At 67.1% G+C, this 20,196-nt stretch carries 18 protein-coding genes; 8 read left to right on the top strand and 10 right to left on the bottom strand.

The genetic code is table 11. The annotated features are described in order from the left end of the window. Positions 1-10 precede the first annotated feature (10 nt). The 6 genes from rtcA to ACZYRS_RS06450 form a co-directional block, all read right to left on the bottom strand. Positions 11-1,048 (bottom strand): RNA 3'-terminal phosphate cyclase, encoded by a 1,038-nt coding sequence (gene rtcA, locus ACZYRS_RS06475; protein WP_463418576.1) that lies wholly within the window; start codon positions 1,046-1,048, stop codon positions 11-13. Further along, a complete protein-coding gene (locus ACZYRS_RS06470; protein ID WP_463418575.1) occupies positions 1,045-1,893 on the bottom strand; it encodes a nucleotidyltransferase domain-containing protein in 849 nt (282 codons plus the stop codon). The genes rtcA and ACZYRS_RS06470 overlap by 4 nt, the downstream gene beginning before the upstream one ends. A gap of 66 nt (positions 1,894-1,959) precedes the next feature. Then, positions 1,960-2,916 carry a ribonuclease Z gene (locus tag ACZYRS_RS06465; RefSeq protein ID WP_463418574.1) on the bottom strand — a complete coding sequence of 319 codons (957 nt, stop codon included), beginning with the start codon at positions 2,914-2,916 and terminating at the stop codon, positions 1,960-1,962. Between the two features lie 51 nt (positions 2,917-2,967). Continuing rightward, complete coding sequence (locus ACZYRS_RS06460; RefSeq protein WP_198786459.1) at positions 2,968-3,516, bottom strand: hypothetical protein; 549 nt, start codon at positions 3,514-3,516, stop codon at positions 2,968-2,970. Between the two features lie 36 nt (positions 3,517-3,552). Further along, entirely contained in the window at positions 3,553-4,776 is a 1,224-nt protein-coding gene (locus ACZYRS_RS06455; RefSeq protein WP_463418573.1) for an RtcB family protein, read from the bottom strand. A gap of 566 nt (positions 4,777-5,342) precedes the next feature. Then, complete coding sequence (locus ACZYRS_RS06450; RefSeq protein ID WP_463418572.1) at positions 5,343-6,896, bottom strand: vWA domain-containing protein; 1,554 nt, start codon at positions 6,894-6,896, stop codon at positions 5,343-5,345. A gap of 214 nt (positions 6,897-7,110) precedes the next feature. Between ACZYRS_RS06450 and rtcR the strand changes: the two genes are divergently transcribed. The 6 genes from rtcR (at position 7,111) to ACZYRS_RS06420 (ending at position 11,987) form a co-directional block, all read left to right on the top strand. Then, positions 7,111-8,721, top strand: coding sequence for an RNA repair transcriptional activator RtcR (gene rtcR / locus ACZYRS_RS06445; RefSeq protein WP_463418571.1), 1,611 nt, complete (start codon positions 7,111-7,113; stop codon positions 8,719-8,721). A 16-nt stretch (positions 8,722-8,737) separates the two neighbouring features. Then, complete coding sequence (locus tag ACZYRS_RS06440) at positions 8,738-9,079, top strand: low molecular weight protein tyrosine phosphatase family protein (protein WP_463418570.1); 342 nt, start codon at positions 8,738-8,740, stop codon at positions 9,077-9,079. A 4-nt stretch (positions 9,080-9,083) separates the two neighbouring features. After that, positions 9,084-9,650, top strand: coding sequence for a 3'-5' exonuclease family protein (locus tag ACZYRS_RS06435; protein WP_463418569.1), 567 nt, complete (start codon positions 9,084-9,086; stop codon positions 9,648-9,650). Next, positions 9,647-10,510, top strand: coding sequence for an alpha/beta hydrolase (locus tag ACZYRS_RS06430; RefSeq protein WP_463418568.1), 864 nt, complete (start codon positions 9,647-9,649; stop codon positions 10,508-10,510). The genes ACZYRS_RS06435 and ACZYRS_RS06430 overlap by 4 nt, the downstream gene beginning before the upstream one ends. Beyond that, a complete protein-coding gene (gene lhpI, locus ACZYRS_RS06425) occupies positions 10,507-11,454 on the top strand; it encodes a bifunctional Delta(1)-pyrroline-2-carboxylate/Delta(1)-piperideine-2-carboxylate reductase (protein WP_463418567.1) in 948 nt (315 codons plus the stop codon). The genes ACZYRS_RS06430 and lhpI overlap by 4 nt, the downstream gene beginning before the upstream one ends. A gap of 263 nt (positions 11,455-11,717) precedes the next feature. Continuing rightward, positions 11,718-11,987, top strand: coding sequence for a hypothetical protein (locus ACZYRS_RS06420; RefSeq protein WP_093438423.1), 270 nt, complete (start codon positions 11,718-11,720; stop codon positions 11,985-11,987). A gap of 169 nt (positions 11,988-12,156) precedes the next feature. On the opposite strand, the gene ACZYRS_RS06415 is transcribed toward ACZYRS_RS06420, so the two are convergent. Further along, positions 12,157-12,582 carry a hypothetical protein gene (locus ACZYRS_RS06415; protein WP_463418566.1) on the bottom strand — a complete coding sequence of 142 codons (426 nt, stop codon included), beginning with the start codon at positions 12,580-12,582 and terminating at the stop codon, positions 12,157-12,159. A 240-nt stretch (positions 12,583-12,822) separates the two neighbouring features. Between ACZYRS_RS06415 and ACZYRS_RS06410 the strand changes: the two genes are divergently transcribed. Both ACZYRS_RS06410 and ACZYRS_RS06405 read left to right on the top strand, forming a co-directional pair. Then, a complete protein-coding gene (locus ACZYRS_RS06410) occupies positions 12,823-15,216 on the top strand; it encodes a DNA polymerase II (RefSeq protein ID WP_463418565.1) in 2,394 nt (797 codons plus the stop codon). Positions 15,217-15,424: 208 nt separating this feature from the next. Continuing rightward, complete coding sequence (locus ACZYRS_RS06405) at positions 15,425-15,838, top strand: hypothetical protein (protein ID WP_233101804.1); 414 nt, start codon at positions 15,425-15,427, stop codon at positions 15,836-15,838. Here the strand turns inward: ACZYRS_RS06405 and ACZYRS_RS06400 are convergent. The 3 genes from ACZYRS_RS06400 to ACZYRS_RS06390 all read right to left on the bottom strand — a co-directional run bounded on the left by ACZYRS_RS06400 (position 15,816) and on the right by ACZYRS_RS06390 (position 20,092). Next, positions 15,816-16,886 (bottom strand): RNA methyltransferase, encoded by a 1,071-nt coding sequence (locus tag ACZYRS_RS06400; protein WP_463418564.1) that lies wholly within the window; start codon positions 16,884-16,886, stop codon positions 15,816-15,818. The genes ACZYRS_RS06405 and ACZYRS_RS06400 overlap by 23 nt on opposite strands. An 87-nt stretch (positions 16,887-16,973) precedes the next feature. Further along, entirely contained in the window at positions 16,974-17,321 is a 348-nt protein-coding gene (locus ACZYRS_RS06395) for an immunity protein Imm33 domain-containing protein (protein ID WP_463418563.1), read from the bottom strand. A 17-nt stretch (positions 17,322-17,338) separates the two neighbouring features. Beyond that, entirely contained in the window at positions 17,339-20,092 is a 2,754-nt protein-coding gene (locus ACZYRS_RS06390; RefSeq protein WP_463418562.1) for a hypothetical protein, read from the bottom strand. Between the last annotated feature and the right edge of the window lie 104 nt (positions 20,093-20,196).

Raw genomic sequence — 20,196 nt, 5'->3', positions numbered from 1 at the left:
GCCGGCGAGATCACGCCGGCGAGACCTGCACCGTCGAGGCCGCGCGGCTCTCGGCGATCGCGAAGCGCACCGGCAGGAAGCGCTCGATCACCGCGCAGTTGGTGCGCGTGTGCGCCGTCACTTCGCTGCAGGTGAACGCGGCAGGCCTGCGGCTCTGCCATGCAGCGAGCGCCAGCAACAGCGCGAGCTGGTCGGCCAGGTGCGGGCCGACCGCCGCCTCGCTCTTCTGGAACGCGCGCAATTCCTTCACGAGACCATGCGCCACCTGCTCGGCGCTCAGTGTCTTTTCGCCGAACGCGGTGAACACCTCGGTGACGTGTTCATAGGCCAGCGTGGCGAGCAGCGCATTGCCGGGGCCTTCGTTCTGACGCGCAGAACCGAAGCGCAGTTGCTCGTCCGACCAGCCCATCGCCGCGCCCAGCGTCTCGAGCTCGCGCGTGGAGACATGGCGCGGCAGGCCAGGGGCCAGGCACTCCGCATGGCCCGACTGCTGCGCACCGCGCGCCATCAGGTCGAAGGGCTGCAGCGCGCCCACAGCGGGCACGATGGTCGCCTCCACCTCGCCGCCGCCCGCGGGATAGAAGCCGCAACGGCGCAGCGTGAGCTGCAGATCGGCGCCGAGGCGGCGCACCAGCGGCGCGAAAGCGCGCTCCAGGAAGTGGAACGGCGGCGCCATCGGGTTGTGCGTGCCGCCACTCAGGTGCAGCCGGCTGGGCGCACCGGCCAGCAGCAGCGGCGGCAGCACGGTCTGCAGCACCAGCATGCAGCTGCCCGCGCTGGCGATCGCGAAGCGGTAATCGCCCGCACGCACCGGGCCGGGCACGAAGCGCAGCGACTGCGATCCGAGCTCGGCGCCATCGACCTGCGCGCCGCTGATCTCGGCCGCGGCCTTCACGCACGCGAGGTGCTGGCGCATCAGGCCGGGCTTGGCGCGGCCCGCGCGGATCTTCTCGATGGCCAGGGGCTGGCCCGTCACCACCGACAGCGCGAGGCTGGTGCGCAGGATCTGGCCGCCGCCCTCGCCTTGGGAGCCGTCGAGTTCGATCATGCGCGGCCTCCTTCGTGCGCGGCCGCATCGAAGCGCTGCACCGTCTCGCAAAGAAACGCATCGAGCCCCGCCTCTTCCGATGGCGGCAGCGGCGTGATCGGCTCCGCGGCATTGACCGCGAGCTCGCTTTCGATGAACGCGTGAATGCCAAGCCAGCGCGGGCTGGTCGCGGCTTCGCCCGCGCGCATCTTCACTTCGAGCAGCGCGTTGATCTCGTCGATGAGCCCGGCGTCGCGCACCGCATCGAGCGTGTGCTGCGCGAGATCCGCGAAGCGCATCGGCGGCACGCCGGGCTGCGTGCGGATCCAGCGCGCGGCCAGCAGCGGGCGCAGCACGTAGAGGTACTTCTTGTAGCGCACCTCGTCGGCCTGCAGGTGCTCGCGGAAGTTCTTCCTGGCCATCGAGCTGTAGTGGTGCCAGGCACGCGCGTTGGAAAACACCGCCTCCGAGAGCGCGCGAAAACGCGGCATCGCCACCGCGTCGTCGCGGTACACGATGGGCGAGCGCAGCCACTCGAGCAGCGTCGGGTTCGACTCGCGCATGAGGCCCAGCGCCTTGCGCAGGTCCCAGCCGTTGATGTCCAGGTCGCCGCTGATCGGCACCTCGATCACGTCGCGCCGGGGCGTCACCGTGAGGTACCAAGGCAGGCGGTTCACATAGATGAAGCGCACGTCGTAGTCGCTGTCGGGCGACGCGAAGCCCCAGCCGCGGCTGCCCGATTCGCAGGCGAAGAGCACGGTGACGTCGTGGCTCGCTTCGATGGCGCGCAGGTTGGCCATGATCTCCGCGCGCATGGCGGGATCGATGGAGTGGGCGGAGCGGAGGAATTCTTTTTCGGTGTTCATGAAATACCGGTTTTTCTCTTGCTGTCTGTCTAGCTGTTTGTTTCTTCTTGCCCCGCCTGATTGTCTTCAGGCGCGGACAACGGTCACCTTGCCTTGGCTGTCGAGCTCGAACACGTCGAGGTCATTGGCCAGAAAAGCCTGGCCGCGGTAGCAGGCCTCGGTTTCAGCCATCAGCGCGGCCATGCCTTCGGGGTTCTGGTGCCGCGCACTGAAATGCGTGAGAACCAGATTGGGCACGCCGGCAGACGCCGCGAACTCGGCCAGCAGGCGCGCGGAGCTGTGCATCGGGCCAGGCCCGACCTTGTCGAGCACCTCCTGCGTGTACGTGGCCTCGTGCACCAGCAACTGCGCGCCTTCGCAAGCCTCGCGCAGTAAAGCGGGTTCAGCGTTGTCGCCGCCGAGCACGGCGCTGGCGGTGTCGACATGCGTCTCGGCAAAGTCGGCACTGCGCAGCACCGCGCCATTGAAAGGCACGTCGTCGCCGTTCTGCAGCGCACGCCAAGCGGGCCCCGGCGGCAGGCCGGTCGCGCGCAGGGCCTCGGTCTTCAGGCGCACGCGCCGGCTCTGGACCTGCATGCGGTAGGCGTGACTGGGCACGCGGTGGCGCAGTACGTGGCGTTCGATGCGCAGCCCGGGCGCCTCGTGCACGAGCGGCCCTGCCTCCGGGTCCACATGCTCGATATCGTAGGGCAGGTGCAGGTCGGTCAATCGGCGCGTGGCCTCGAACCACTCCCACACCGGCTGCGGCGCGACCAGCTTCAGCGGCTTCGTCCGCTTGCCCATCCCAGCGCTCGCGAGCAGGCCCGGCAGGCCATAGCAATGGTCGCCGTGCACATGCGTGATGCAGACGGTGGCCAAGTCGTTCAAGGACAGCGGCGTCTGCTGCACACGGTGCTGCGTGCCCTCACCGCAATCGACCAGGAACCAGTCGGAACCAAGCACGGTCTGCACGGCCAGCCCGGAGACATTGCGCTGGCGCGTCGGGGTGCCCGAGGACGTGCCCAGGAATGTGAGTTTCAACATCATTTTTTTCCTTCCTCCCGGCGCTGAGGCACAGGTTCGTTTTCTTTCAGCTCAGTCGGCCGGGCGCCACAGCCCCTTGTTCTGTTCGATCACGTCCAGCATTCGCCGTGCGCGTCCGCGCGTCCATCCATCCTTGCGCATCGAGAGTTCGCAAATGCGTGCCGTGAACTTGTCGTCCGCCCACCGTGCCGCAAGCTGGCAATCATGGCGGAATCGGCCCGTCGAAGGCCGGCGGACCAAGGTCTCGAGCAAGACACAGCGCAGCGCGGCGCGCTCTTTCTCGGACAACTCGCATCGCTTGAGCAGATGGCACAAGCGATCGCGCAAATAGCCGGACCGGTGAAACCGCGGACTCAGCGCGAGATAGCGCATCGCACCTTCACGCCATGCGCCCTCGCCTTGCAGAATCCCGTCGCGCGCCTCGTCGCTCCACAACGCGAATACGGGACTCTCGTAGCGACGAAAGTCTTCCGCCGCTGCTTTCCAGGCGGCCCGTCCTGCGGGAGAACCACCGCGCTTTCCGAAAGCCTCGCTCAAGGTTTGCTTCAGGCGCGCCATCTCCGCTTCGGTTTGCCGTATGCACCTTTCGTCGATCCTCATCTTGGCCCTCTCATGCCGGCCTCGATGGGCGGCTTCTCAACCCTTCACACAAACCACCTGCTTGAGCGTGTAGACCACCTCCACCAGGTCCTTCTGCGCCTCCATCACCGCGTCGATGTCCTTGTAGGCCATCGGGATCTCGTCGATCACGTCGGCGTCCTTGCGGCATTCCACGCCCTCGGTCGCGGCGATCTGGTCGGCGACGGTGAAGAGCTTCCTGGCCTTGGTGCGGCTCATCGTTCGGCCTGCGCCGTGGCTGCAGCTCATGAAGCTCTCGGGGTTGCCCTTGCCGCGCACGATGTAGCTCTTGGCACCCATGCTGCCGGGGATGATCCCGAGTTCGCCGGCCTTCGCGCTCACCGCGCCCTTGCGGGTCACGAGCACGTCTTGCCCGAAGTGCGTCTCGCGGCTCACGTAGTTGTGGTGGCAGTTCACCGCTTCCACGTGGGCCTCGAAAGGCTTCGCGATGACCTTGCGCGCGGCCGCGACCACGCGCTGCATCATCACTTCGCGGTTCGCACGCGCGAACTTCTGGGCCCAGCCCACCGCGCGCACGTAGTCGCCGAAGTACTGGGCGCCTTCCTCGAAGTACGCCAGGTCCTGGTCGGGCAGGTTGCGCTGGTGCAGCTGGGCGTCCTTCTTCGCGAGTTCGATGAAGTGCGTGCCGATGGCGTTGCCCACGCCGCGCGAACCCGAGTGCAGCATGAACCACACGGCGCCGGCTTCGTCGAGGCACACCTCGATGAAATGGTTGCCGGTTCCGAGCGTTCCGAGGTGCTTGTGGTTGTTCGTGTTCTTGATGCGCGGGTAGTCCTCGCAGATCAGGTCGAACTCTTCCACCAGCTGGGCCCAGGCGGCATCGGTTTCATCGGGCGGCGTTTCCCACGAGCCCTTGTCGCGGCCCATGCGCTTGGGGTTCGAGCCGTGCGGCACGGCACGCTCGATCGCCGAGCGCAACGGGCCCAGGTTGTCGGGCAGGTCGCGCGCGTTGAGCGTGGTCTTGCAGGCCATCATTCCGCAGCCGATGTCCACGCCGACGGCGGCGGGGATGATCGCCTTGAAGGTCGGGATCACCGAGCCCACGGTCGCGCCGATGCCGTAGTGCACGTCGGGCATGGCCGCGATGTGCTTGAACACGATGGGCAGGCGCGCGGCGTTCTCGAGCTGCTTTTGCGCTTCGTCTTCCACGGGCACGCCGTTGGTCCACATCTTCACGGGGACGCCGTTGGCTACTTCATGCAGTTTGTAGCTCTGTTCCATTTTTTTTCTCTCTATTCTTTATCTGACTGACTGGCGGACCCGGTGGCCCAAAACAAAAAGAGGTGACGAGGAGCGACGGGTCATGCACTGAGCTACCTGCCGAAACAGACCGGGATTCGGACCCGGGACCTTCATGGCCAAGACCATGACGCTCTTACCTGTAAACCCGCCTGCATTCACCTCAAAACAAAAAAAGCAGCGACAAGAATCGACGAAACGTTCGTGCTCTACCACTGAGCTACGGTCTTTCGACCGGCGGGATTCGAACCCGCGACCACGAGATTAATAGTCTGTAGTTCCGTCAGCATTCGCTGCAAAAAACAGTGCGACGAGGATGGCAAGACATGCCCACCGGCGAACCGGTGTTGGGGTTCGACCCCCGGGCGTCCAGATGTAGTCCTGCCTGCATTCGCACAACAACCTTCATCCCCGTTCGGCGACCAACGATCGATGCGAGGAAGAACATGGTTGGATGTACTCGCATCTGCATTCGCCGAACGACGACGTTCAATTTCTTCGGATCGGGCACCGCGGGCCAAGGCCCGCGGCACCCTCTCTCTTTCCACTCAGATCGAAGTCTCTTCGATCACACCCACCCAGTGATCGGCGCCCAGGCCACCCGCGGCATACACCGCCAGCAGCTTGAACACTTCGTCGCTGAAGCCGCCGATGTTCAGCACATCGTCACGCTCCTGCGCCTGGGTGGTCGCATAGGGCTGGATGTCGATGCACGCCAGCCGCGCCTTCGGGTTGCGCGCCTTGAACGCCGCCCATTCCTGCATGGTCGCGGTACCGCGGCCGCGGGCACGGTCGGCCCACGATTCGTTGTCCGACACCAGCACCACCAGATCGGCCTGCGCCTTCTCCTTGTTCAGCAGCGCCAGCGGCGCGCTGCACGCGGTACCGCCACCACCCACCGCCGCCAACTTGGCCGCATTGGTCATCACCGAATCGCGCGGATTCAACGCGAGCGGCACCACCTTCGTCTCGAAGGGCAGCACCCGCGCATCCGCGTTGCGGCGCAGCACGGCAGCGGCCACCAGCGCGGCCACGTCGATGCAGCGCACCGCGGAAGTCGCGGAACCGCGGTGGCCCGTCACCGGCGAGCTCATCGAGCCCGACACGTCGGGGCACACCACCACGCGGCCCTCGAACACCGGCACGTTGGCCAGCGCGAGTTCCATCGCGTCCTGCAGCGCTTCCTTCACTGCGTGCGGCACCTCGGCGCCGGCTGCGGTGAAGGCCGCCATCAGCTGGTACGGCAGCACACGCGCCTTGGCCACGGCCTCAGGGTCGCGCAGCTTGGCGGCCACCGCTTCGGCAAGGCCGGGCAGTTCGAACACGCCGTGGCGCGCAAAGGTGTTCAGGTTCTGACGCACCATCTGCCACGATCCACGCTGCGCGATCTGCGCCCAGCCCTTCGCGTCCAGCGCCAGCGCGGTCAGCATCTGGAACGGCACGTCGGGCAGCTCGAGCGAGCAGTCGCGCTTGAATCGCTCGAAAGCCTGGGTCACCGGAGGCAGCGCCTCCAGCGCATACGGACGATCGATCAGCCATGCGAACCACGCGGCGCGCCATGCTTCGGCGGGCTTGGGGTGAACCATCTTCACCACGTCGGCCAGCGACGGCGTGTTGCCCACCGCGGCGTTCAGCAGTTGCGCCTCGGACGCTTGAAGCAGCCATTGCTGCACGAGCTTCTTCGGACGCGTACCGAGCGACTTGCGGCCCACGGCACCCGAACGCAGCATCTGCACGAAGTTGCGCAGCATCTTGCCGTTGTCCACCACGCGGGGGAACACCTTGGCGAGCAGCGACACGTCGCGCACCGCCAGCGTTGCGGCCAGCAGCGCGGGCATGTCCTTCATGTGGCCGGCGCGGCGTGCGTACACGGCCGTCTTGGCAACGAACACCGGATCGACTTCGCGGGCCAGGGCCAGCACGGTATCGAGTTGGTCCTGCGCCTGTGCGTAGAAGGTGCTGTTCAGGCAACCGGTTGCGGCGAGTTGCGCCAGCTGGTGCTTGGGCGACAGCGCGTAAGCCACGGCGCCCGCTTCGTTGAGCGTGTTGGCCGAAGGCAGCAGGGCGCCGCGCAGGGTCTGGAAGAGTTGAAGGTTCGCCATATGACTTCTCCTTGAGGGATTCTTTTTGTTCGTTCGATTTCTTGAATGTGTGATCCTTATTGCAACGGGTGTGCCAACTCGGGCGAGTCGGATAGATAAATTCCCAAACCATTGATTTGATTAGGTTTTTTCTACCTTCTCGTAACTGGATCAGAAAATTCCGCCGATTCGAATAGGCACTTCTTATAATTTTGGATAGTCTTTTATCCAAATAATGAAGAAACCCATCGTCGTCATCGGCTTCCTCGGCACCCAGCTCGACGCCGGCCAGGGCGCAGGCCGCTGGAACAAGTGGCGCCCCACCGTCTCGCTCGCGCAGCACGAGGACATGGTCGTCTCGCGCATGGAGCTGCTCTACACGCTGCGCCACAAGGCGCTGGCCGAGGTAGTGAAGGCCGACATCGCCACCGTGTCGCCTGAAACCACCGTCAACCTCGTCCCGCTCGACCTCGAAGACCCCTGGGACTTCGGCGAGGTCTACAGCCGCCTGTACGACTGGGCGCGCGCCTACACCTTCGATACCGAGCGGGAGCAGTACTGGACGCACATCACCACCGGCACGCACGTCGCGCAGATCTGCATGTTCCTGCTGTCGGAATCGCGCGTGGTGCCGGGCGTGCTCGCGCAAACGTCGCCGCCGAAGAAGCAGCGCGAGGGCGAGGCCGGCAAGTACACGCTGATCGACCTGGACCTCTCGCGCTACGACGTGATCGCGCGGCGCTTCGACGCGGAGCAGCGCGATGCGGTCGCGTTCCTCAAGAGCGGCATCGCCACGCGCAACGCGCGCTTCAACGCGCTGATCGACGAGATCGAGCGCGTGGCCGTGCGCTCGCGCGCGCCGATATTGCTCGTCGGGCCGACGGGCGCGGGCAAGTCGTTCCTCGCGCGGCGCATGTTCGAGTTGAAGCAGGCGCGGCACCAGATGAGCGGCCCCTTCGTCGAGGTGAACTGCGCCACGCTGCGCGGCGACGGTGCGGCGTCCACCTTGTTCGGGCACAAGAAGGGCTCCTTCACCGGGGCCGCGAGCGATCGGCCCGGCCTGCTGCGCACCGCGAACCAGGGCGCGCTGTTCCTGGACGAGATCGGCGAGCTCGGGCCCGACGAGCAGGCGATGCTGCTCAAGGCCATCGAGGAGAAGCGCTTCTTCCCCGTCGGCGCGGACAAGGAAGTGGAGAGCGATTTCCAGCTGATCGCAGGCACCAACCGTGATCTGCGCAGCGATGTGGCAGAGGGCCGGTTTCGCGAAGACCTGTTCGCGCGGATCAACCTCTGGACGTATGACCTGCCGGGCCTCGCGCAGCGGCCCGAAGACATCGAGCCGAACGTCGATCACCTGCTGGCCATTCACGCTGCAGAGAACCATCGCGTGGTGCGCTTCAACGCCGAGGCGCGCGCGGCCTACCTGCGGTTTGCGCAGAGCGGCGAGGCGATCTGGAGCGGCAACTTTCGCGATCTCTCGGCGAGCGTGACGCGGCTGGCCACGCTGGCGGATGGCGGCCGCATTCCTGTCGCACTGGTCGAGGCCGAGATCGCGCGGTTGCGGTGGTTGTGGAAACACGGAGGGCCGGCGGCAGTGGCAGTCGGTGTCGATGTGGATCTGGAAGCACTGCTGGGCGAAGAACGTGCAGCAGCGCTCGACCTGTTCGACCGGCTGCAGCTCGAAGCGGTGGTGCGCGTGTGCCGGCAAGCGCGCAGCCTCTCCGATGCAGGGCGCCAGCTCTTCCAGGCCTCGCGCGAACAGCGCAGTGTGGTGAATGATGCGGATCGCCTCCGCAAGTACCTGGCGAAGCACGGCATCGAATGGAGCCGCATCGCGCAGGCCTGAGCTATCCTCCGCGCCGATGACCACCCCTGCGCGCAACGTCCTCTTCATCTGCAGCCGCAACCAATGGCGCAGCCCCACCGCCGAGCAGCTCTGGCGCCGGCATCCATCGGTCTCGGCGCGCTCCGCGGGCACGAGTCCGAATGCGCGGCACCGCGTTTCCATCGACGACATCGAGTGGGCCGACGTCATCCTCGTGATGGAAGAAAAACACAAGTCGCGGCTCGTGGCCGAGTTCACGCGGATGCTGGAAGGCAAGCCGGTCCACGTGCTCGACATTCCCGACGAATACAAATACATGGACCCCGAGCTCATCGAAGAACTCCAGCGCTCGGTCGGGTCCATCCTCGACATCGATTGACCTCATGACCGAGATCTACATCAGCACCGACGTCGAATCCGACGGCCCCATCCCCGGCCCGAACTCGATGCTCAGCTTCGGCTCGGCCGCGTATACGGCCGACAAGCAACTCGTCTCCACCTTCAGCGCCAACCTGCACACCCTACCGGGCGCCGAAGCCGACCCCAAGACCGCCGCGTGGTGGCAAACCCAGCCCGAGGCCTGGGCCGCGTGCCGCACCGACCTGCAGGACCCGGCGCACGCCATGCAGAACTACGTGACCTGGCTCAAGGGTCTGCCCGCGCGGCCGGTGTTCGTGGCGTACCCGGCAGGCTTCGACTTCCTGTTCGTCTACTGGTACCTCATGCGCTTCGCGGGCGAGAGCCCGTTCAGCCACTCGGCGCTCGATGTCAAGTCGTTCGCGATGGCGATGCTCAGGCTCGACTACCGCGACAGCACCAAGCGCGCGATGCCCAGACGATGGTTCGACAAGCTGCCGCACACGCACATCGCGCTGGACGATGCCATCGAGCAAGGCGCGCTCTTCTGCAACATGCTGGCGGAAAACCGCCGGTCCGCGGGCGAGCCATGACGGCACCGAAGCGCCGCTGGTGGCAGCTCGCGCTGTGCGCCGTGCCGCTGTTCCTCGGCGGCTGCGTGCAGTCGATGTTCTATTACCCCGACCACGTGCGCTACGAGACGCCTGACGCGCTCAGCCTGCGCTACGAAAGCGTGCAGTTCCAGAGCGCCGATGGCACGCGCCTTACCGGCTGGTTCATTCCCGCCGTGGGCCGGCAGGGCCCGAAGGAGGCGAAGGAAGCCAAGGGCACGGTGGTGCATTTCCACGGCAATGCGCAGAACATGTCGGCGCACTGGCGCTTCGTGGCGTGGCTGCCCAGGCAGGACTACAACGTGTTCGTGTTCGACTACCGCGGCTACGGCGAATCCGAAGGCGTGCCCGAGCCCAAGGGCGTGTTCGAGGATTCCAGCGCCGCGCTGAATTACGTGCGCTCGCGCGCCGATGTCGATGCCGGGCGCCTCTTCGTCTTCGGGCAAAGCCTGGGCGGGACCAACGCGATCGCGGTGGTCGGCTCGGGCAACCGGGCCGGCGTGAAGGCGGCGGCGATCGAGTCGACTTTCTACTCGTATTCCTCGATCGCGAACGACAAGCTCTCGGGTGCGGGCCTCCTGGTGAACGACGACTATGCAGCGTCGAAATACGTGGCCGCCATCTCGCCGATTCCGCTGCTGCTGATCCACGGCACGGCCGATGGCGTGATTCCGCATGCGCATTCGCAGCGCCTCTTCGCCGATGCGCGCGAGCCCAAGCGGCTGATCGAAGTGCCGGGCGCCGGCCACCTCGAGCCGATGTCCGCATCGCGGTTCGGCACCACCTACCAGCAGGCGCTGACAGACTTCTTCGACGCCGCGATGCGTTCGCCGACACCATGAAGCACTTCGACGAAGCCGCCACCCGCGCGCCCCTGGGTTTCGAGAAACTCGTGCCCGCGTTGCGCGCGGCTTTCGCGGCCGAGGCGCAGGTGCCGCCGCGCCATGTGCACGGCATCGAGACCGCGAATGCGGAAGGCGGCAGCAAGGGCACCGTGCTCATCATGCCGGCGTGGAGCGATGCGGGCTTTCTCGGCATCAAGACCATCAACATCTTTCCCGGCAACAGCGCGCGCGGCCTGCCGGGCCTGCATGCGACCTACGTGCTGTACGACGCGCGCACCGGCGTACCGCTGGCGATGATGGACGGCAACGAGATCACCGCGCGCCGCACCGCCGCGGCGTCGGCGCTCGGTGCCTCGTTCCTCGCGCGAAGCGATGCGCGCCGCCTGCTGGTGCTGGGCACCGGCCGCATCGCGCGCATGCTGCCGGCCGCGCATGCGAGCGTGCGGCCCATCGATGAAGTGACGGTGTGGAACCACCGCCCCGAAGGCGCCGAGGCGCTGGCCGCGCAGCTGCGTGCCGAGGGCTGGAATGCGCAGGCGGCGGTCGATCTCGAAGCGGCCGTGCGTGATGCCGACATCGTCAGCTGCGCCACGCTGGCCACTTCCCCGCTGGTGCGCGGCGAATGGCTCGCGCCGGGCTCGCACCTCGACCTCATCGGCAGCTTCACCCCCGCGATGCGCGAGGCCGACGTGCAGTGCTTCGCGGGCGCGCGCACCTTCATCGACACGAACGAGGCCCTGCAGAAATCGGGCGACCTGCTCGATGCGATCGCGGCCGGCACCCTGCGCGCGCCGGAGGTGCAGGGCACGCTCGCCGACCTCTGCCGCGGCGAACGCGCGGGCCGCCACGGTGATGCGGAACGCACCGTGTTCAAGGCCGTCGGCAGCGCGCTCGAAGACCTGACCGCCGCCACGCTCGTGTGGCAGCACACGGCCGCCTGAACCTGTCATTCAGGGTAAGTCCTGATCGTTCGGCGGGGCCTGCGACCCAACTAGGGGTCATGCGCAAGAGACACTCCATGCAACGAACGCGCGCCGCCGGGAGGCCGGCCCGTTTGTTCATGGCACGAAACTTGAAAGCAGCCAAAGGGAACCCGGTGTTGGACGACAGGCGCATACGTCATTCGGCTGATAGCGCCCCGCACCGAGTAGCACTAATCTGCTAATGCAAAGCGATCAGAGAGAGAAATCAGAGAGGCAACCGAATGCTCACCATCCTTCAGAAAGCCAACATCCTCAGCAAGGTGGGGTTCGACGTGCCGGCGCGACCGGACGACGATCTCTCGACCAACGCCGTGACCGGAGCGGCCGTCAAACCCGAAGGCATTTCCCAGAAGGCGCACGACTGGGCCAAGGCCATCGAGACCCTGTACGTGGCCTATGTGGCCGCCCGCGCCGCCAAGAGCCTGCGCGATTCCGAGGAAGTGCGGCAGACCGCGATGCTGCAGAAGCTGTCTTCGAAGGCTTACGCCTGAGCGGCTGAAGCCTTGGGCGCTTCGCATCGCTGCGCGAGCGATGCAAGGCAAGAGCGCAGCGGCATCATCGGCCGCGTCCGCTCTCGCTCTTTTGCGGGAGTCCTCTCATATTGCGACTCCCATCATCGCGCCCGCGCGGGCGCACGCAGCGCCGCCTGCAATACCGAACTTACTTGCCTTGCGCCGATTGCAGCACCGGGTTCTGCATGGTCGAGACGACCTTGCTGTTCACGCGCGAGCCGCTGGTCACGTTCTGATCGGGTGCGGCGGCGGTGGCCATGGCTTCCTGGTAGACCTGGGCCGGGTCGCGCTGCGCGGTGAACGGGTCCGGACCGCGCGAGCCGCGGGTCACGTTCTGGTCCGGTGCGTGGGCGGTGTCCACGGCCTGCTTGTACATGGCTTCGGAGTCGGCCGACGAAACAAACGGGTCCGCACCGCGCGAGCCGCGGGTCACGTTCTGGTTCGGTGCATGGGCGGCGGCGACGGCTTCGGCTTCGACTTCCGCGCGGCTGCGGCCAGACGATTGCTGGGCCTGGGCGGTGGTGACGGCGAGCACCGCGAGTGCGGCGGCGAGGGCGAGTTGCGAGGTCTTCATGATTGGTTCTTTGCGAGTTGTTTGGAGGGGGCTGTCCCGTGGATGCGGGAAAACCCTGACCAAGTCTCGCGGGGCCAAAAGGCAGATCCGTGACGGCCCCAGGCCGCGGTGGGTTGCCGAGCCGAGTGCCGACGCGTTGCGCGCGCTTCTGGTACGGCAGACTTCGCAACGGGCGAAAATCGGCCGCGCCCAAGTCCCTCTCTCCTGCCGCACCCGATTCCTCCCAAGTCCCACGCGCCCGTGATATCCACCGAACTCAAGGGCTTCATCCTCACCCGCCACTGGCGGGACGCGCCGGCCGGCACGGAGATCGAATACTGGCTCGCAACGGATGGCGGACCGGTCAAGGTCGTCCTGCCCGCGCAGACCTCGGTCGCATTCGTCGCAACCCGGCACAGGGCAGAGGTGGAGGCGCACCTCGCGGCCATGCCGGGCATGGAGGTCCGTGAGCTCGAGCTGAAGACCTTCCAGCAGGAGCCCGTCGTCGGCGTCTACGCGAAGCACTTTCGCCAACTCGGCCGCTTGGCGCGCACCCTTCAGGCGCAGCGCATTCCCCTCCTCGAAGCCGACGTGCGCCCGCACGACCGCTACCTGATGGAGCGCTTCATCACCGCCGGCGTGCTGGTGGAAGGAGGGCAGGCAGACCGCGCCACCCTCGTCGACTGCAGGCTCAAGCCCGCGCCCGAGTACCGGCCGGTGCTGAAGGTGGTGTCGCTGGACATCGAGACGAGCCAGCACGAGGCGCTCTATTCCATCGCGCTGGACGGCATGCCCGACCGTGTCGTCTTCATGCTGGGCGAGCCGCCGCACGAACAACCCGGTGAGCCAGCCGAGCCAGGCGAGCCCGTGGACTTCTCTCTCGTCTACTGCCCGACCCGCAAGGCCATGATCGAGAAGCTCAACGACTGGTTCGAGCGGAACGACCCGGACGTCCTCATCGGCTGGAACGTCATCCAGTTCGACCTGCGGGTGCTCCAGAAGACGGCCAACGACTGCGGGGCGCCGCTTCTTCTCGGGCGAGAGCGCCGGCCCATCGAATGGCGCACGCACCCGGGCAAGCAGGGCTACCTGTTCGCGCCCACGCCGGGCCGCGTGATCATCGACGGCATCGACGCCCTGAAGGCTGCCGTATGGAGCTTCCCCTCCTTCAGCCTGGAGACCGTCTCGCAAGCGCTGCTGGGCGAGGGCAAGGCCATCGGCGACGACTACGACAAGATGGCCGAGATCGAGCGGCGCTACCAGCAAGACAAGCCCGCGCTCGCGCACTACAACATCCGCGACTGCGAGCTGGTCCTGCGCATCTTCGAGAAGGCCAAGCTGCTGCAGTTCGTGATGGAGCGCGCCCAGACCACGGGCCTGCAGGCCGACCACTTCGGCGGCTCCATCGCCGCGTTCAGCCACCACTACCTGCCGCGCATGCATCGCCTGGGCTACGTGGCGCCGAACGTGGGCGAGATCCCGAGCAAGGCCTACCCCGGCGGCTACGTGATGGATTCGAAGCCCGGGTTCTACGACTCCGTCGTGGTGCTGGACTACAAGAGCCTCTACCCGTCGATCATCCGCACCTTCCTGGTCGACCCGGTGGGCCTCGTAGAAGGCACGCACGCCGCCGACCCGGCGATGACCGTCAAGGGTCCGCAAGGCACCGTCTTCTCGCGCGAAAAGCACTGCCTCCCGGAAATCGTGACCACGCTCTGGCGCGCGCGGGACGAAGCCAAGCGGGAAAAGAACGAGCCGCTGTCGCAAGCGCTGAAGCTCCTCATGAACTCCTTTGCCGGCGTGCTGGGCGCGGCCGACTGCCGCTTCTTCAACCCCAAGCTCGTCTCCGCCATCACCCTTCGCGGCCACGAGATGATGAAGCTCACACGCGAGTTCGTGGAAAAACGAGGCTACGCCGCGATCTACGGCGACACCGACTCCATCTTCATCTGGCTCAGGCGCACCCACACCAACGAAGAGGCGCACGCCATCGCGGCGACGCTGGCGCGAGACCTCAATGCCTGGTGGACGCAATCCCTTCGCGAGCAGCACGGCCTCGCGAACTTCCTGGAGATCGAGTTCGACACCCACTACAAGAAGTTCTTCATGCCGACCATCCGCGGCTCGGAGGTGGGCAGCAAGAAGCGGTATGCGGGCCTGAGCGTCGACGCCAAGGGCAAGGAGGAGATGGTCTACCGAGGCCTGGAGATGGCCCGCAGCGACTGGACCCCGCTGGCGCGCCAGTTCCAGGAGGGGCTGCTCTCGCGCATCTTCCACGGCGAGCCCTACAAGGCGTTCGTCGCGGACTATGCAGAGGCGCTGCTCGCAGGCGAGATGGACGACCTGCTCGTCTACCGCAAGCGCCTGCGCCATCGCCTGGATGCCTACCAGGTCAACGTGCCGCCGCAGGTGCGCGCGGCACGGGTTGCCGACGACTACAACGCCCAGCTCGGGCGTCCCAGGCAGTACCAGAACGGCGGCTGGATCCGGTACGTCATGACGCAGAGCGGGCCCGAGCCCATGGAGAACCGCCAGTCGCGCATCGACTACGAGCACTACCTGGGCAAGCAGCTCCAGCCGATTGCCGACGCGCTCCTGCAGCCGATGGGTGAGAGCTTCATGGCGCTGACCACGGCGCAGCAAGGTCTGTTCTAGGGCGTTGCGGGTGGCGCGAAGTCTTCGTGCCACCGGCGTCTAAATAGAAGCCCCCTTGCCTTGTCCCGGCAGATCGACGCCCAATCCGTATCGGGCGCGTCACCGGATATTTTCCAACCGGCATGGCCGCCTCGAAGGCCCCACGCTGGCCGCTTTCGCGCCGAACGCCCCATCGCAAAGCATGGAGAAAACCAGGATGCCCGCAGCCATGTTCGCCGCCCTCTTCTTCACGGTGGCCCTCCTCGTCACCACGGCCTACTTCATCATGGGCTCCATCCCGCTGCTGGTGCTCAAGCACGACACGCCGCTCGATGCGCGCTTCGTGCGCGGCTTCTTCAACCTCTACTACGTGGGCGCGTTCATCACGGCCAGCGCGACGGCGATCAGCTTCGCGCTCGCGGGGCGCTTCGGCATCGCCGCGGGTGCGGCGGCGCTGGCGGCGATGGCCATCGTGCTCCGCAAGAAAGTCATCCCCAAGATGGACGCACTCGGGGAACAGATCAAGTCCAACTACATGGACGCGATTCCGGGGTTCCGCAAGACGCACATCACCGCCATCCTGATCAACCTCGCGCAGCTGGTGGTGATCGTGTGGACGCTCATTGCGGTGAGCCGGCAGTAGCAATCGCAACAGCAGTAGCAGCAGCGCCCCGCCGAAGCACCACCGGCGCGCCACCGGCCGCACGCGCCCGCAGCTGGCCGCATCCGCCATCAACATCCTGCCCCGCCGAATCGCGCAGCTTCGTCAGGATGCCGCGCTCGTGCAGCGTGCGCGCGACCTGCTCGCAGCGCGCCCACGACGGCCGGCTGAACGCCACGCCGTCCACCGCGTTGAACGGAATCATGTTCAGCACGCCGTACTTGCCCGAGAGCAGTTTGACGATGCCTTCGATCTCGTCCTCGCCGTCGTTCACGCCTTCGAGCAGCGCCCACTGGTACTGGATCGGATAGCCGGTCGCCCGCGCATAGCGCTCGCCGGCATCGACCAGTTCCTCGGGCGTCATGTTCGGCGCACGCGGCAGGAGCGTCCGGCGCAGCCCGGCCTTGGTCGTGTGCAGCGACAGCGCGAGCGCCGGCTTCACGCGCTCCTGGTGCAGCCGCTCGAACGCACGCGGATCGCCCACGGTGGAGAACACCAGGTTCTTGTGGCCGATGTTGCCCACGGTGCCGAGCAGCTCGATCGCCTCCATCACGTTGTCCAGGTTGTGCGCCGGCTCGCCCATGCCCATGAAAACGACCTTGCGCACCTTGCGGCGCGTGCGCGCGAGCGCGACCTGCGCAACGATCTCGGCGCTGCCCACCTGGCGCAGCAAGCCGCCCTGGCCCGTCATGCAGAACTGGCACCCCACGGCGCACCCGACCTGCGACGACACGCACAAACCATCGCGCGGCAGCAGCACGCTCTCCACGGTCTGGCCGTCCGCAAGCGTGACCAGCAGCCGCTCGGAGCCATCGGCGCCGGGGTGAACGGTGTGAATGCGCGCGAGCCCCGCGAGCTCGGCCTCGATGGCCGGCAGCGCCTCCATCAGCGACGACGGAAAGAAGCTGTGCGGCAGTCGCCGGCCGCTGTCGCGCGGCAGCGCGTGCGACCACAGCCGCAGGATGCGCTGCTCGTGGCTCGGGCCCGCGCCGGCTTCGCGCAGTTTTTGTTTCAGCTCGTGGATTCGCATGCGATGCGTGGGGATGGGGGGGTGGCGTGCTGGCGGCGTCAGCGATCCGTCGCCCGATTTTCCCATCAACCCCTTCGAGCCGGCGGCTCAGCCGCCCGGCTTGAAACCGAACACCTCTTTCCAGGCCGCATCCGCGCTGTCGCGTTCCCACGCCGACCCAACGGGCTTGTCGGTGACCGCGCTCAGCGACGGGTCCATCTTGAGAAAGGAATTCAGCGGGCAGATTTTCGGCGGGTTGTCATCGAGCACTTTCTGGCTCTCCCTTCCGCTCTGAAAAATCCAGCCCGAGTCGTACGGGTTGTTCGGCTTCACCCGGTAGGCGAAGCACACGGGCAGCCGGTTCGGTCCCATCACCTGGTCCGAGGCCAGCACCAGCGGCGCGAGGGCGGCGAACTTGTCTTCCCACGGCTCTTTCTTCTTCTTGAATGGCCACATGTCGATGCTCCTTCCGTTCAGTGTCTGGTGCCCTTGACGCGATCGATCAGCTTGCGCGCGAACCGCCCGAGCGTCATTGGCCCCAGCCGGTGGTTGAGCCGCGCGCGCTGCGCTTCGGGCATCTGCGCGCCGAAGCGCCGCAGCGTGTCGCGGATCGTCATGTACTGCTGCTCGTGCCGGCCCATCAGGCCATACGCCTCGGCGAGCCATTCGCTCGCGTTGAAGACGCGCTCGCGCATCGGCGCGTCGGTGCTTTCGCCGAAGCGGCCGATGAGCGTCCTGTAGACCTCGGCGCGCCCCGCCTGGTCGCCTTGCTGGCCGAGCACGCTGGCCTGGTCGATCATCGCCTTGGCCACCCACAGTTGCAGCGTCGCGTCCTTCGCGTGGCCGTCGCGCCCGAGGAGCCGCGCGTAGCTTTCCAGCGCGGCCTCGGTGTCGCCGGCCTGCTTGTAGGTCAGGCCCTGGCAATAGAACGCACGCGCCACGCGGCGGCGGAGATCGATCACGTTGGAGTCGCTCCAGCGCGCGATGATGTCGCTGTACACCGCCTGCTCCTGGTCATGCCGCCCGAGCTTGTCGAGCGCCGCGCTCTTGTAGCCCAGGCACAGCGCCACGCGCTCCTGGATCGACATCGACAGCTCCTGGCTATAGCGCGCGTCCATCTCGTCCGCGCACGCGACAACGCGTTCGAGCTGGCCCAGCTGCTGCAGCATGTAGGTCTTGTTGACGAGCGCGCGCGAGCACTGGTTGCGCAGCTCGGGGTGGCTCGCTTCGATGTGCTCGGCCAGCACCTGGTCGGTCAGCGCGATGCCCTCGCGCTGCTTGCCGGCTTCGCCCAGCTCGTAGCCGCGCGTGATGGTGGCGCGTATCTCGTCGAGCTTCTCGACGGGCAGGTCCGGAAAGTCGCCGCCGAAATCCGCGCCCGAGAGCCTGTCGAGCGTGACGAGGCAGGTCTGGCGGCTCGCGGCCGCCTTGGACAAGGTGTCGCGCATGGCCTCCGAGGTGATGTTGCGAAAGCGCGCGACGATTTCGTCGTACACCGCGAGCGCCTCCTCCGGGCGGTCCACGAGCTTGAGCAACAGGTAACCTTTGTTGAGCAGCGCGCTTGCCACGATCTGCAGCACCTGCTCGTCGGCCTCTTCGGCCGTGAGCGCGAGCAGCCGGTTGTAGGCCGCGAGCGACGCATCGAAGGCCTCGGCCTCGCGCAGTTCGTGGGCGTGGGAATACAGCACATCGATCACTTGCCTGCGCAGATCCGCGACCGGGTCGCGCCCGAAATCCGCGGCCAGCGCGTCGAGCATCGGCGCCTGCGCGTCGAGCGGTTGATCGCGCAAGGCCAGCATCTGCAGGCGCGCGTGCAGGGCCTCTTCGCGCAGCGCCTGGCTCGCGCTCGCATCGACGCCCGATGCGGCCGCCTCGTACAGCGCGATCGCCTCGCCGTTGCGGCCGGCGCCGCGCAGCACGCTCGCGCCGGCCATGGCGGCGCGCGTCGCGGTGAGGACGAGCGCTGCGTCGGTCTCGCCGGTGTGCTTGCCGAAGCGCGCGTGCACCGCTGCGAACTGGGCGGCGGCGTCTTCCGAACGGTCGATGTCGCGCAGCGCCTGGCCGCGCGCCACGCCGGCGCGCGCCACCCAGCGCCGCACCGGCACGAGCGTCGAATCGCCGAAGCGCGCGTCCAGCGCGTCGCAAGCGGGCAGCACGTCTTCGGGCGCTTCGGCGTCGTAGGCGGTGCGGCACATCACCTCGGCCATCAGCTCCTCGATGTCGTCGCCGGTGTGATGGCCGAAGCGCGCGATGAGCGCGGCGCGCACCGCAGGCACTTCGTCGTCGCGGCCAAGGCGGTACAGCACATGCGTCTTCAACGCCATCGCGCGGCAGGCGCGCAGCGCGACGCCGGGCAGCTCGTCGGCAAGATGCGCGGCCAGCACGTCTTCGCAGGCGGCCAGCGCGCGCTCGGTTTCGCCGGCGTCGTCGAGCATGTCGGCGCGCAGGAACCCGGCGCGCGCATGCACTTCGCGCAGCGCCTCGCGCGGGTCTCCCCTGTAGGCGGCGAGCACTTCGTCGAGCATGGGAATGGCCTCTTCGACGCGCCGGCCCGCGTCGGCCAGGCGCATGGCCTGGGTGATGCGCGAGTGGCCGACCCAGCCGGCCACGGAGGGCTCGGGCGCGTGGGCCAGGTCGCGCCACGCGGCATCGAAAGCCTCGCGCGATTCGGCGGGGTACTCCAGGTCGGCAAGCAGCTCGCCGCGCCAGATGCGGGCGCGCGCGACGGTCTCGCGCGTGGCCTCGGGCGCATCGCCCGCGTAGCGGCGCACGATGTCTTCGCAGCTGCGCACCATGTCCACCTTGGCGAACGCGCCGCCGAGGGAGCCGGCCACCACGGCGCGCTGGAAGGCGGCGTGGGCCACCCAGGTGCGCACCTCGGGCGTGGTCGCATCGCCGAAGCGGCGCTCGACTTCTTCATACGCCTGCACCTCGCGCCGGGCCTCGCCCATCGCGCGCCATGCGCTGCCCTTGGCGTTGAGGGCCTGCGCGATCCAGAGCGCGCGGCCGGCCGGTGCGGCGTCGGCATGCGCGATCAATGCATCGCAGAGTTCGGCGCGCTCGCCGTGCCGGCCGAGCTGGGCGAGCGCCTCGCCCTTGCGCAGCCACGCTTCGTACAGGTGCTCTTCGAGCAGGGGGTCGTTGGCGGCGTGCAGGCGGTCGATGACCTGCTCGGCCTCGGCGATGCTGGCCAGTGCCGCGGCTTCGACTGCGTTCGTCGTGCTCAATCGGGGTCCTTCCCTTGCGTGCCGCCTGCCCGTTGCAGGCAGGCGCACTTTAAAGGAAGGCGAAGTCGAAGCCGGTGCGGGGCCGGCGCTTCACGCGATCACGC

Source organism: Variovorax sp. AC194, assembly GCF_979257995.1.
Note: the sequence above shows the minus strand (reverse complement) of the source record. Positions and strands in the feature narration are given on the sequence as shown.

What these genes read in the sequence shown, in the direction of transcription:
- rtcA (WP_463418576.1), bottom strand. Translation starts at nt 1,048, where the DNA reads ATGATCGAACTCGACGGCTCCCAAGGCGAGGGCGGCGGCCAGATCCTG.
- ACZYRS_RS06470 (WP_463418575.1), bottom strand. Translation starts at nt 1,893, where the DNA reads ATGAACACCGAAAAAGAATTCCTCCGCTCCGCCCACTCCATCGATCCC.
- ACZYRS_RS06465 (WP_463418574.1), bottom strand. Translation starts at nt 2,916, where the DNA reads ATGTTGAAACTCACATTCCTGGGCACGTCCTCGGGCACCCCGACGCGC.
- ACZYRS_RS06460 (WP_198786459.1), bottom strand. Translation starts at nt 3,516, where the DNA reads ATGAGGATCGACGAAAGGTGCATACGGCAAACCGAAGCGGAGATGGCG.
- ACZYRS_RS06455 (WP_463418573.1), bottom strand. Translation starts at nt 4,776, where the DNA reads ATGGAACAGAGCTACAAACTGCATGAAGTAGCCAACGGCGTCCCCGTG.
- ACZYRS_RS06450 (WP_463418572.1), bottom strand. Translation starts at nt 6,896, where the DNA reads ATGGCGAACCTTCAACTCTTCCAGACCCTGCGCGGCGCCCTGCTGCCT.
- rtcR (WP_463418571.1), top strand. Translation starts at nt 7,111, where the DNA reads ATGAAGAAACCCATCGTCGTCATCGGCTTCCTCGGCACCCAGCTCGAC.
- ACZYRS_RS06440 (WP_463418570.1), top strand. Translation starts at nt 8,738, where the DNA reads ATGACCACCCCTGCGCGCAACGTCCTCTTCATCTGCAGCCGCAACCAA.
- ACZYRS_RS06435 (WP_463418569.1), top strand. Translation starts at nt 9,084, where the DNA reads ATGACCGAGATCTACATCAGCACCGACGTCGAATCCGACGGCCCCATC.
- ACZYRS_RS06430 (WP_463418568.1), top strand. Translation starts at nt 9,647, where the DNA reads ATGACGGCACCGAAGCGCCGCTGGTGGCAGCTCGCGCTGTGCGCCGTG.
- lhpI (WP_463418567.1), top strand. Translation starts at nt 10,507, where the DNA reads ATGAAGCACTTCGACGAAGCCGCCACCCGCGCGCCCCTGGGTTTCGAG.
- ACZYRS_RS06420 (WP_093438423.1), top strand. Translation starts at nt 11,718, where the DNA reads ATGCTCACCATCCTTCAGAAAGCCAACATCCTCAGCAAGGTGGGGTTC.
- ACZYRS_RS06415 (WP_463418566.1), bottom strand. Translation starts at nt 12,582, where the DNA reads ATGAAGACCTCGCAACTCGCCCTCGCCGCCGCACTCGCGGTGCTCGCC.
- ACZYRS_RS06405 (WP_233101804.1), top strand. Translation starts at nt 15,425, where the DNA reads ATGTTCGCCGCCCTCTTCTTCACGGTGGCCCTCCTCGTCACCACGGCC.
- ACZYRS_RS06400 (WP_463418564.1), bottom strand. Translation starts at nt 16,886, where the DNA reads ATGCGAATCCACGAGCTGAAACAAAAACTGCGCGAAGCCGGCGCGGGC.
- ACZYRS_RS06395 (WP_463418563.1), bottom strand. Translation starts at nt 17,321, where the DNA reads ATGTGGCCATTCAAGAAGAAGAAAGAGCCGTGGGAAGACAAGTTCGCC.